The following is a 12,876-nucleotide window of genomic DNA, read 5'->3' on the forward strand; positions in this document are numbered from 1 at the left end:
TTTGAGTACATTAACGCTAGTTTTAACAGCAGTTGGTTCCGTATTGCTGCTGCTGTTTTTAGTGATGAAAGCGCGTATGCATGCTTTCGTTGCCTTAATGGTGGTGTCTATTGGTGCAGGTCTCTTTTCCGGTATGCCGCTCGATAAGATCGCAGCGACGATGGAAAAAGGGATGGGAGGCACGCTGGGTTTCCTGGCCATTGTGGTCGCGCTGGGCGCGATGTTTGGCAAGATCCTGCATGAGACGGGCGCAGTCGACCAGATTGCCGTCAAAATGCTCAAATCCTTCGGACACAGCCGTGCGCACTACGCGATTGGCCTCGCCGGTCTGATTTGTGCGCTGCCGCTGTTCTTCGAAGTGGCCGTGGTGTTGCTGATTAGCGTGGCGTTCTCGATGGCGCGCCATACCGGCACTAACCTCGTGAAGCTGGTGATTCCGCTGTTTGCGGGCGTGGCGGCTGCGGCGGCGTTCCTGCTGCCTGGGCCTGCGCCGATGCTGCTGGCTTCTCAGATGCACGCCGATTTTGGCTGGATGATCCTGATTGGTCTGTGTGCAGCGATCCCGGGAATGATTATTGCCGGCCCGCTGTGGGGCAACTTCATCAGTCGTTACGTTGAGCTTCACATTCCGGATGACGTCACCGAGCCGCACCTTGGCGAAGGCAAAATGCCGTCCTTCGGCTTCAGCCTGGCGCTGATCCTGCTGCCGCTGGTGCTGGTGGGGCTGAAAACCATCGCCGCGCGTTTCGTGCCGGTGGGGTCTACCGCGTACGAATGGTTTGAGTTTATCGGCCACCCGTTCACCGCGATCCTGGTGGCGTGTCTGGTGGCGATGTACGGCCTGGCGATGCGTCAGGGCATGCCGAAAGACAAAGTGATGGAAATCTGCGGCCATGCGCTGCAGCCGGCGGGTATCATTCTGCTGGTGATCGGTGCCGGTGGCGTGTTCAAACAGGTGCTGGTGGATTCCGGCGTGGGTCCGGCGTTGGGCGAAGCCCTGACCGGCATGGGGCTGCCCATTGCGGTGACCTGTTTCGTACTGGCTGCGGCGGTGCGTATCATCCAGGGCTCTGCGACGGTTGCATGTTTAACCGCCGTGGGTCTGGTGATGCCGGTGATTGAACAGCTTAACTACTCCGGTGCCCAGATGGCCGCGCTCTCAATCTGTATTGCGGGCGGTTCGATTGTGGTGTCACACGTCAACGACGCCGGCTTCTGGCTGTTCGGTAAATTTACCGGTGCGACCGAAGCGCAAACCCTGAAAACCTGGACGCTGATGGAAACCATCCTCGGCACGACGGGTGCCATTGTCGGGATGATTGCGTTTACGCTGCTGAGTTAAACCCGGCTAAAAGCAAAAGGACAACGTGAGTTGTCCTTTTTTGTTTTTACCTAGCCCTTCATCCACGCGCGGATCCCGTCCAGGAACATCTGCGTCGCCATCATCACCAGAATCAACCCCATCAGGCGCTCCAGCGCGTTTACGCCTTTCTCACCCAGCAGGCGCAGGAACAACGACGACTGCAGCAGAATGATAAACGTCCCGCCCCAGGCAATCAGCAAGGCAATCACCAGATGGCTCATCTGATTAGGGTACTGATGCGACAACAGCATCAGCGTTGCCAGAATCGTCGGTCCGGCGACGAGGGGAATCGCCAGCGGCACAATAAACGGCTCTTCCCCCGCGGGCAGGCCGCTGCTGCTGCCTTCGGCGCTCGGGAAAATCATCTTAATCGCTATCAGGAACAGGATAATCCCACCGGAAATCGAAACTGTTTCGGCACGCAGATTCAGGAAGGCGAGGATTTTCTCACCGGCAAACAGGAAGATGAACATCACCAGCAGCGCGATAAGCAGCTCGCGGATCATGATCGCCCGACGGCGTTTGGGTTCGGTGTGCTTCAGCACCGACATGAAGATAGGCAGGTTGCCCAGAGGATCCATTATCAGGATCAATAAAACCGCCGCGGATATGATTTCACTCATTAAAATTATCCCTGAAACTCTCTATGGTTATTATGATGATTAGCGCTATTTCTGATTGGCGGGCCATCATCGATTAATTTCGCTTGCGACTTTGGCAGCATTTTGTAATGTGAAGCATATCCCAGTTGAATACTGGTTTGCACAATCAGCACACACCCTCTGCAGGAAAAAAATGCTATGAAAAACGTTGGTTTTATCGGCTGGCGCGGTATGGTCGGCTCTGTTCTCATGCAACGCATGGTTGAAGAGCGCGATTTTGACGCCATCCGCCCGGTCTTCTTCTCCACTTCCCAGCTCGGCCAGGCTGCACCTTCTTTTGGCGGCAGCACCGGTACGTTGCAGGATGCTTTCGATCTGGAAGCGCTGAAGGCACTCGACATTATTGTCACTTGCCAGGGCGGCGATTATACCAACGAAATTTATCCAAAGCTGCGTGAAAGCGGCTGGCAGGGCTACTGGATTGATGCGGCGTCTTCACTGCGCATGAAAGACGATGCCATCATCATTCTCGACCCGGTCAACCAGGACGTCATCACCGACGGCCTGAACAACGGCGTAAAAACCTTTGTCGGCGGTAACTGCACCGTCAGCCTGATGCTGATGTCCCTCGGCGGCCTGTTCGCACAGGACCTGGTGGAGTGGGTCTCCGTGGCGACTTACCAGGCCGCATCCGGCGGCGGTGCGCGTCATATGCGCGAACTGCTGACGCAGATGGGCCAGTTGCACCACAGCGTTGCGACCGAGCTGACAAATCCGGCCTCCGCTATTCTCGATATCGAGCGTAAAGTCACCGAGCTGACCCGCAGCGGCGAGCTGCCGGTGGATAACTTTGGTGTACCGCTGGCCGGTGGTTTGATCCCTTGGATCGACAAACAGCTGGATAACGGCCAGACCCGCGAAGAGTGGAAAGGTCAGGCTGAGACCAACAAAATACTCAATACCGCGAACACCATTCCAGTTGACGGTCTGTGCGTACGTATCGGCGCGCTGCGCTGCCACAGCCAGGCCTTCACGATTAAACTGAAAAAAGATGTGTCGATTCCGACCGTGGAAGAGCTGCTGGCTGCACACAACCCGTGGGCGAAAGTGGTTCCAAACGATCGCGACATCACCATGCGTGAATTGACCCCGGCTGCCGTCACCGGCACGCTGACCACCCCGGTTGGTCGTCTGCGTAAGCTGAACATGGGGCCGGAGTTCCTTTCTGCATTCACCGTCGGCGACCAGCTTCTTTGGGGCGCAGCCGAGCCGCTGCGTCGCATGCTGCGCCAGCTGGCGTAATAATTTGTTAAACCCCGGGGGTGATTTTCACCCCCTTTTCCGCGTACTACATGGAGTAAAACGCATATGTCTTATTTTTTATCAGGAGTCATTTAGAGCGTTGGCTATGCTTTAAGGAAGAGTTATTTCTTACCTGAGGTTAGGACGGGGCTGAGAGGATGCCCGTTCAGGTCACATTAAAGTCGTCCCAGGCGCTAAAAAAGGACGACATAAAAAACAGGATGAATACCATGTCCGATCGTGTGGATAGAGACGTGATTAATGCGCTTATTGCGGGTCATTTTGCCGACCCCTTTTCCGTACTGGGGATGCACCGTACCGAGGCCGGGCTGGAAGTCCGGGCACTGTTACCGGATGCCACAGAAGTGTGGGTTATCGAACCCAAAACCGGCCGCAAGGTCGGCAATCTGGAATGCCTCGATTCTCGTGGCTTCTTTTCGGGCGTAATGCCCCGTCGTAAAAACCCTTTTCGTTATCAGCTTGCCGTTATCTGGCATGGTCAGCAAAATCTCATCGATGATCCCTACAGTTTTGGGCCTCTTTTACAGGAGATGGACGCGTGGCTGCTGTCTGAAGGTACCCACCTGCGACCTTATGAAACGCTGGGTGCCCATGCCGATACGATGGATGGCATCACCGGCACGCGGTTTGCCGTGTGGGCGCCTAACGCCCAGCGAGTCTCCGTTGTTGGCCAGTTCAACTACTGGGATGGCCGTCGTCACCCGATGCGTCTGCGCCGTGAAAGCGGTATCTGGGAGCTGTTTATCCCCGGCGCGCACAACGGCCAGCTGTATAAATTCGAGATGATCGATGCGCACGGCAAGCTGCGTATTAAGTCCGACCCGTACGCCTTCGAAGCGCAGATGCGTCCGGAAACCGCGTCAATGATTTGCGGCCTGCCGGAGAAAGTTGTCCAGAGTGAAGAACGCAAGCAGGCCAACCGCTTTGATGCGCCAATCTCCGTCTATGAAGTGCATCTCGGTTCCTGGCGTCGCCATACCGATAACAACTTCTGGCTCAGCTACCGGGAGCTTGCTGACCAGCTGGTTCCGTACGCGAAATGGATGGGCTTTACCCACCTTGAGCTGCTGCCAATTAATGAACACCCGTTCGACGGAAGCTGGGGTTATCAGCCGACCGGGATGTATGCCCCGACGCGTCGCTTCGGCACGCGCGATGACTTCCGCTATTTTATCAATGCCGCGCACGCCGCCGGGTTAAACGTGATCCTCGACTGGGTGCCGGGCCATTTCCCGTCCGATGATTTTAGTCTTTCAGAGTTTGACGGCACTAAGCTGTACGAGCACAGCGACCCGCGCGAAGGCTATCACCAGGACTGGAACACGCTGATCTACAACTACGGTCGTCGTGAAGTGGCAAACTACCTCGTGGGCAATGCGCTGTACTGGATTGAGCGCTTTGGCATTGATGCCCTGCGCGTTGATGCCGTGGCGTCGATGATCTACCGCGACTACAGCCGCAAAGAAGGCGAGTGGATCCCGAACGAGTATGGCGGCCGTGAAAACCTGGAAGCGATTGAGTTTCTGCGCAACACCAACCGTATTATCGGCGAGCAGGTAGACGGTGCGGTGACGATGGCGGAAGAGTCCACCGACTTCCCTGGCGTCTCCCGTCCACCGTCAACCGGCGGACTGGGGTTCTGGTACAAATGGAACCTGGGGTGGATGCACGACACGCTCGACTACATGAAGCTGGATCCCGTCTACCGCCAGTATCACCATGACAAACTCACCTTCGGGCTGCTCTACAACTACACCGAGAACTTCATGCTGCCGCTGTCGCATGACGAAGTGGTGCATGGCAAAAAATCCATTCTCGACCGCATGCCGGGCGATGCATGGCAGAAGTTCGCCAACCTGCGCGCCTACTACGGCTGGATGTTCGCCTTCCCGGGTAAAAAACTGCTGTTTATGGGCAATGAGTTCGCCCAGGGGCGCGAGTGGAACCACGACACCAGCCTCGACTGGCATCTGCTGGAAGGGGGCGACAACTGGCACCACGGCGTGCAGCGTCTGGTGCGGGACCTGAACCTGACCTACCGTCACCACAAAGCCCTGCATGAGCTTGATTTTGACCCGTACGGTTTCGAGTGGCTGGTGGTGGATGACCATGAGCGCTCGGTGTTTGTCTTTGTGCGGCGGGATAAAGCCGGCAACGAAATTATCGTCGCCAGCAACTTTACCCCTGTACCGCGCCATCATTACCGCTTCGGGATTAACCAGGCCGGCAAGTGGCGTGAAATCCTGAATACCGATTCCACGCACTACCACGGCAGCAATGCCGGTAACGGTGGTCTGGTGCAAAGCGATGCCATTGAAAGCCACGGGCGACCAAATTCCCTGAGCCTTACGCTACCGCCGCTCAGCACCATCTGGCTGATCCGGGAGGGGGAATGACCCAGCTTACGGCAGGTAAACCCGAACCGCTCGGGGCACGTTTTGATGGAAAGGGGGTGAATTTCACGCTCTTTTCTGCCCATGCGGAGCGGGTTGAACTGTGCGTATTTGACGGCGAGGGTAATGAACATCGTTACGACCTGCCGTCTCGCACAGGAGATACCTGGCACGGCTACCTGGCCGGGGGACGGCCAGGAATGCACTACGGCTATCGCGTACACGGCCCGTGGGCACCTGCGCAGGGGCACTGGTTTAACCCGGCGAAGCTGCTGATCGATCCGTGTGCGCACCGCGTGGATGGCGAGTTTAAAGACGACCCTATTTTCCATGTCGGCTACGGTGAACCCGACCACCGCGACAGCGCCCCCGTGGCGCCTAAAAGCGTGGTGGTGAACGATCTCTACGACTGGGAAGACGATGCCCCGCCGCGCACGCCGTGGGGCAACACCGTTATCTACGAGGCGCATGTCAAAGGGCTGACGTATCTGCATCCGTCAATCCCGAAAGAGATGCGCGGCACCTACAAGGCGCTCGGTCATCCGACCATGATTGCCTACCTCAAGCACCTCGGGATCACGGCCCTGGAGTTGTTGCCCGTCGCGCATTTTGCCAGTGAACCACGTCTGCAGCGGCTGGGGCTCAGTAACTACTGGGGCTACAACCCGCTGGCAATGTTTGCGCTCGAACCCCGCTATGCCGCTCATCCGGACAAGGCGCGGGACGAGTTTCGTGATGCGGTAAAGGCGCTTCATGCGGCAGGCATTGAGGTCATTCTGGACGTGGTACTGAACCACAGTGCGGAAAGCGATCTCGATGGACCGACGCTCTCCATGCGCGGAATTGATAACCGTAGCTATTATTGGATCAGGGACGATGGCGATTACTTCAACTGGACCGGTTGCGGTAACACGCTCAATCTCAGCCACCCGGCGGTCATGCATTTCGCGTATGAATGCCTGAAGTACTGGGTGGACACGTTCCACGTCGACGGTTTTCGTTTTGATCTGGCACCGGTTATGGGGCGTACGCCGGCCTTCAGCCAGCAGGCGCCGCTGTTTGAAGCGATCAAAAATTGTCCGGTGCTGTCACAGGTGAAGCTCATTGCCGAGCCGTGGGACATCGGTGAAGGGGGCTATCAGGTCGGGAATTTCCCGCCCCTGTTTGCCGAGTGGAACGATCACTATCGCGATGCCGCGCGCCGCTTCTGGCTGGAACGGAATCTGTCGCTGGGGGAGTTCGCCGGACGCTTTGCCGGATCCAGCGATCTTTTTAAGCGCGATGGCAAACGACCGTCTGCGACGATCAACCTGCTGACGGCGCACGACGGTTTTACGCTCCGGGACTGCGTTTGTTTCAATCAGAAACACAATGAAGCGAACGGCGAGGAGAATCGCGATGGCACTAACAATAACCATAGCTTCAATCATGGTATAGAAGGGTTAGGCGGAAGCCTTGATGTTATCGAGCGGCGACGCGCCAGCGTGCATGCGCTGCTGACAACGCTGTTATTGTCGCAGGGCACGCCGATGCTGCTGGCAGGCGATGAACATGGTCACAGTCAGCATGGTAACAACAATGCGTATTGCCAGGACAACACGTTGACCTGGCTCGACTGGGGTGAAGCGAACAGCGGGTTGATTCACTTTACCGCTGCGCTGATCCATCTTCGCCAGCAAATTCCCGCGCTCACCGCCGATCGCTGGTGGGAAGAGGGCGACGGTAATGTCCGCTGGCTGAATCAAGACGCGCAACCCTTAAGCGCGCAAGAGTGGCAACACGGCGTACCACGCCTGCAAATCCTGCTTTCGGAGAGGTGGCTGGTCACGCTGAACGCGACGGATGACGTCGCTGAGATTGTTTTACCTGACGGGGAATGGCGCGCTGTTCCCCCATTTGCCGGAGCGGATAATCCGGTAGTAATGGCTGTCTGGCACGGGCCTGCGCACGGAGTGTGCGTATTCCAAAGATGATAAAAAAGGAGTTAGTCATGGTTAGATTAGAGAAGAACGATCCCTTAATGTTGGCACGCCAGCTACCATTAAAAACTGTTGCCCTGATACTCGCAGGCGGGCGTGGTACTCGTCTGAAAGATTTGACCATCAAACGCGCCAAACCTGCCGTCCACTTTGGTGGTAAGTTCCGTATTATCGACTTTGCGCTCTCCAACTGCCTGAACTCAGGCATTCGCCGCATTGGCGTCATTACGCAGTATCAGTCGCATACTCTGGTGCAGCACATCCAGCGCGGCTGGTCATTCTTCAGTGAAGAGATGAATGAGTTTGTCGATCTTCTGCCTGCCCAGCAGCGCGTTCACGGTGAGAACTGGTATCGCGGGACGGCGGATGCGGTGACGCAAAACCTCGACATTATTCGCCGTTATAACGCGGAATACATCGTGATCCTCGCGGGCGATCATATCTACAAGCAAGACTACTCCCACATGCTGATCGACCACGTCGAAAAAGGGGCGCGTTGCACCGTGGCATGCCTGCCCGTGCCTGTTGCTGAGGCGACGGCATTTGGGGTGATGCACGTCGACGCCGACGACAAGATTATCGATTTTGTCGAAAAACCGGCGAACCCACCGACAATGCCAGGGGACGATACCAAATCGCTCGCCAGCATGGGGATCTATGTCTTTGATGCTGATTATCTTTACGCGCTGCTGGAAGAAGACGACAAAGACGAAAACTCCAGCCACGACTTCGGCAAAGACATCATTCCGAAAATTACCAAAGCTGGCATGGCGTATGCACATCCCTTCCCGTTGTCCTGCGTGCAGTCTGATCCGAATGCTGAACCTTACTGGCGCGACGTCGGAACGCTGGAGGCCTACTGGAAGGCAAACCTCGATCTCGCGTCGGTGACGCCTGAACTGGATATGTACGACCAGAACTGGCCAATCCGTACCCACATGGAATCGCTGCCGCCGGCGAAATTCGTTCAGGACCGCTCCGGCAGTCACGGCATGACGCTGAACTCGCTGGTGTCTGGCGGATGCATTATCTCGGGGTCGGTGGTGGTGCAGTCGGTGCTGTTCCCCCGCGTGCGCGTGAACTCATTCTGTAATATCGATTCGGCGGTGCTGCTGCCGGATGTCTGGGTCGGACGCTCATGCCGTCTGCGCCGTTGCGTTATCGACCGTGCCTGCGTCATACCTGAAGGCATGGTGATTGGTGAAAATGCGGAAGAAGACGCGCGTCGTTTCTACCGTTCGGAAGAGGGGATCGTGTTAGTAACACGGGAAATGTTGCGGAAGCTGCAGGTCAAACAGGAGCGATAATGCAGGTTTTACATGTATGTTCTGAGATGTTCCCGTTGTTAAAAACGGGCGGTCTGGCGGATGTTCTTGGCGCATTGCCTGCGGCGCAAATCGCCGGGGGTGTAGATACCCGAGTTCTGTTGCCCGCTTTTCCGGATATCCGGCGTGGTATTCCAGATGCAAAGGTGGTCACTCGTCGTGAAACCTTCGCCGGACGCATCACCCTGCTGTTTGGACATTACAATGGCGTAGGCATTTACCTGATTGATGCGCCGCATTTATACGATCGACCGGGTAGCCCGTATCACGATACGAACCTGTTCGCCTATACCGACAACGTGCTGCGTTTCGCACTGCTCGGCTGGGTCGGTGCTGAAATGGCAACCGGGCTGGATCCGTTCTGGCGCCCGAATGTGGTACACGCTCACGACTGGCACGCCGGGCTTGCACCGGCGTATCTGGCGGCGCGCGGCCACCCGGCGAAATCGGTCTTTACCGTTCACAACCTGGCGTATCAGGGCATGTACTATGCCCATCACATGAATGACATCGATCTGCCATGGTCGTTCTATAACATGCACGGGCTGGAGTTTAACGGGCAGATTTCGTTCCTGAAAGCCGGCATTTACTACGCCGATCACATTACGGCCGTGAGCCCGACCTACGCCCGGGAAATTACCCAGCCGGAGTTTGGTAACGGTCTGGAAGGGTTGCTGCGACAGCGCCATCGTGAGGGCCGCCTGTCGGGGATCCTCAACGGCGTTGATGAGCAGATCTGGAATCCGGAGACCGATCTTCTGCTGGCGGCACGCTATGGCCGCGATTCCGTGGAAGACAAAGCGGAAAACAAACGCCAGCTGCAGATTGCGATGGGGCTGAAGGTGAACGATAAAGTGCCGCTGTTCGCCGTCGTCAGCCGTCTGACCAGCCAGAAAGGGCTGGATTTAGTGCTGGAGGCGCTGCCGGGCTTACTGGAGCAGGGGGGACAACTGGCGCTGCTCGGTGCCGGCGACCCGGTGCTGCAGGAAGGTTTCCTTGCGGCAGCGGCGGAACACCCCGGGCAGGTAGGGGTGCAGATTGGCTATCACGAAGCGTTTTCGCACCGGATTATGGGCGGTGCTGACGTCATTCTGGTGCCGAGCCGTTTCGAACCGTGTGGCCTGACGCAGCTTTATGGCCTGAAATACGGCACGCTGCCGCTGGTACGTCGTACCGGCGGGCTGGCGGATACCGTATCGGACAGTTCTCTGGAAAACCTTGCGGACGGTATCGCCAGCGGGTTTGTCTTTGAGGACAGTAATGCCTGGTCGCTGCTGCGGGCGATTCGGCGTGCTTTCGTCTTGTGGTCCCGTCCATCTCTGTGGCGTTACGTTCAGCGTCAGGCGATGTCCCTGGACTTTGGCTGGCACGTTGCGGCGCAGTCATACCGCGACCTTTATCAACGCTTGATGTAACGAGGCGAAGTTACTGATATGAATGCTCCTTTTAGCTATTCTTCACCCACGCTCAGCGTTGAGGCGTTAAAGCACTCTATCGCCTATAAGCTGATGTTTACCATCGGGAAAGACCCGGTCATCGCCAACAAACACGAGTGGCTGAACGCCACGCTGTTTGCCGTGCGTGACCGCTTAGTGGAACGCTGGCTGCGCTCTAACCGCGCCCAGCTCTCGCAGGAAACGCGTCAGGTTTATTACCTGTCGATGGAATTTTTGATTGGCCGCACGCTGTCCAATGCGCTGTTGTCGCTCGGTATCTATGACGACGTCAAAACCGCACTGGAAGAGATGGGGTTAGATTTAGAAGAGCTGATTGACGAAGAGAACGACCCGGGCCTCGGTAACGGCGGCCTGGGGCGCCTGGCCGCCTGTTTCCTGGACTCGCTGGCGACGCTGGCCCTGCCGGGCCGCGGCTACGGGATTCGCTACGACTACGGCATGTTCAAACAGAACATTGTGGAAGGCCGACAGAAAGAGTCTCCGGACTACTGGCTTGAGTACGGCAACCCGTGGGAATTCAAACGACACAACACGCGCTACAAAGTGCGCTTTGGTGGCCGTATTCAGCAGGAGGGAAAAAAATCCCGCTGGGTTGAGACGGAAGAGATCCTGGCCGTGGCCTATGACCAGATTATCCCCGGATACGACACCGATGCCACCAACACCCTGCGCCTGTGGAGCGCCCAGGCCAGTAGCGAAATCAACCTCGGTAAATTCAACCAGGGCGACTATTTTGCGGCGGTGGAAGATAAAAACCACTCTGAAAACGTCTCCCGCGTGCTTTATCCGGACGACTCGACCTATTCCGGACGCGAACTGCGTCTGCGTCAGGAGTATTTCCTTGTGTCCGCGACGATTCAGGACATCCTGAGCCGTCACTATCAGCTGCACAAAACCTACAGTAACCTGGCGGAAAAAACCGCCATTCACCTCAACGACACCCACCCGGTGCTTTCGATCCCCGAGCTTATGCGTCTGCTGATCGACGAGCACAAGTTCAGCTGGGATGATGCGTTTGAAGTGACCTGCCAGGTCTTCTCGTACACCAACCACACCCTGATGAGCGAAGCGCTGGAAACCTGGCCGGTCGACATGCTCGGTAAAATTTTGCCGCGCCATCTGCAGATTATCTTTGAGATTAACGACTACTTCCTGAAGACGCTGCAGGAGCAGTATCCGAACGATACTGGCCTGCTGAGCCGGGCCTCAATCATTGATGAATCCAACGGTCGCCGCGTGCGTATGGCCTGGCTGGCGGTGGTGATCAGTCACAAGGTGAACGGGGTTTCCGGACTGCACTCGAACCTGATGGTGCAGTCGCTGTTTGCTGATTTCGCGAAGATCTTCCCGACGCGTTTTTGCAACGTGACGAACGGTGTTACCCCGCGTCGCTGGCTGGCGCTGGCTAACCAGCCGCTCTCCGACGTCCTGGACGAACATATTGGCCGCACCTGGCGTACCGATTTGAGTCAGCTGGGCGAGCTTGAACAGCACCTGGATTTCCCGGCGGTGAACAAAGCCGTGCGTGAAGCCAAGCTTCTGAACAAGAAGCGGCTGTCGGTGTATCTTGCGCTGCACCTGAACGTGGTGGCCAACCCGAAAGCGTTGTTTGATGTGCAAATCAAGCGTATCCATGAGTACAAGCGACAGCTTATGAACGTGCTGCACGTCATCACGCACTACAATCGCATCAAAGCCGACCCAACGGCCGACTGGGTGCCACGGGTGAAAATCTTTGCCGGTAAGGCGGCGTCGGCATACTACATGGCGAAGCACATTATTCATCTCATCAATGATGTGGCGAAGGTGGTCAACAACGATCCGGATATCGGTGACAAGCTGAAGGTGGTCTTTGTCCCGAACTACAGTGTGAGTCTGGCGCAGCTGATCATTCCGGCGGCGGACCTGTCTGAGCAGATTTCCACGGCCGGTACGGAAGCCTCTGGCACCAGTAATATGAAGTTTGCCCTGAATGGCGCACTGACCATCGGTACGCTGGATGGCGCGAACGTTGAGATGCTTGAGCATGTCGGGGCAGAAAATATCTTTATCTTCGGTAACACGACGGAGGAGGTGGAGGCGCTTCGCAGGAAGGGCTACTCGCCGCGCGAGTACTACGAAGAAGATGAAGAGCTGCGCCAGGTGTTGACGCAAATCGCCACCGGCGTGTTTAACCCTGAAGAGCCGAGCCGCTATCGCGATCTGGTCGATTCACTGATTAACTTTGGTGACCACTATCAGGTGCTGGCGGATTACCGCAGCTATGTCGACTGTCAGGACAACGTGGACGAGTTGTACCGTCAGCAGGAGAAGTGGACCAGCGCCGCGATGCATAACATCGCCAATATGGGGTATTTCTCATCAGACCGTACTATCAAAGAATATGCTGAAACTATCTGGCATATCGATCCCGTGCGGTTATAAAAAAACAGAG

Annotated in this window: 8 protein-coding genes; 7 read left to right on the plus strand and 1 reads right to left on the minus strand. The window is 56.6% G+C overall.

What is annotated here, in order from left to right:
* Position 1 precedes the first annotated feature (1 nt).
* Positions 2-1,342, plus strand: a complete 1,341-nt coding sequence (gntU, locus tag HV157_RS16085; protein ID WP_014171987.1) for a gluconate transporter — start codon at positions 2-4, stop codon at positions 1,340-1,342.
* A gap of 50 nt (positions 1,343-1,392) precedes the next feature.
* Here gntU and yhgN read toward each other — a convergent pair whose 3' ends face one another.
* Positions 1,393-1,986: an NAAT family transporter YhgN gene (gene yhgN / locus HV157_RS16090; RefSeq protein ID WP_003861574.1), complete on the minus strand. Its 594-nt coding sequence runs from the start codon at positions 1,984-1,986 to the stop codon at positions 1,393-1,395.
* A 177-nt stretch (positions 1,987-2,163) separates the two neighbouring features.
* Here yhgN and asd point away from each other — a divergent pair, with 177 nt between their 5' ends.
* The 6 genes from asd to glgP all read left to right on the plus strand — a co-directional run bounded on the left by asd (position 2,164) and on the right by glgP (position 12,866).
* Positions 2,164-3,267 carry an aspartate-semialdehyde dehydrogenase gene (gene asd, locus HV157_RS16095; protein ID WP_044866040.1) on the plus strand — a complete coding sequence of 368 codons (1,104 nt, stop codon included), beginning with the start codon at positions 2,164-2,166 and terminating at the stop codon, positions 3,265-3,267.
* A 230-nt stretch (positions 3,268-3,497) separates the two neighbouring features.
* Positions 3,498-5,684, plus strand: coding sequence for a 1,4-alpha-glucan branching enzyme (glgB, locus tag HV157_RS16100; RefSeq protein ID WP_047954779.1), 2,187 nt, complete (start codon positions 3,498-3,500; stop codon positions 5,682-5,684).
* Complete coding sequence (gene glgX / locus HV157_RS16105; protein WP_025202848.1) at positions 5,681-7,654, plus strand: glycogen debranching protein GlgX; 1,974 nt, start codon at positions 5,681-5,683, stop codon at positions 7,652-7,654. The genes glgB and glgX overlap by 4 nt, the downstream gene beginning before the upstream one ends.
* Before the next feature lie 17 nt (positions 7,655-7,671).
* Positions 7,672-8,967, plus strand: coding sequence for a glucose-1-phosphate adenylyltransferase (gene glgC / locus HV157_RS16110; protein ID WP_020884559.1), 1,296 nt, complete (start codon positions 7,672-7,674; stop codon positions 8,965-8,967).
* Entirely contained in the window at positions 8,967-10,400 is a 1,434-nt protein-coding gene (gene glgA, locus HV157_RS16115) for a glycogen synthase GlgA (RefSeq protein WP_014171982.1), read from the plus strand. Before glgC ends, glgA begins: the two co-directional genes overlap by 1 nt.
* An 18-nt stretch (positions 10,401-10,418) precedes the next feature.
* Positions 10,419-12,866: a glycogen phosphorylase gene (gene glgP, locus HV157_RS16120; RefSeq protein WP_014171981.1), complete on the plus strand. Its 2,448-nt coding sequence runs from the start codon at positions 10,419-10,421 to the stop codon at positions 12,864-12,866.
* Positions 12,867-12,876: the final 10 nt, after the last annotated feature.

This window comes from Enterobacter sp. RHBSTW-00318, assembly GCF_014101375.1.
GTDB lineage: Bacteria > Pseudomonadota > Gammaproteobacteria > Enterobacterales > Enterobacteriaceae > Enterobacter > Enterobacter ludwigii.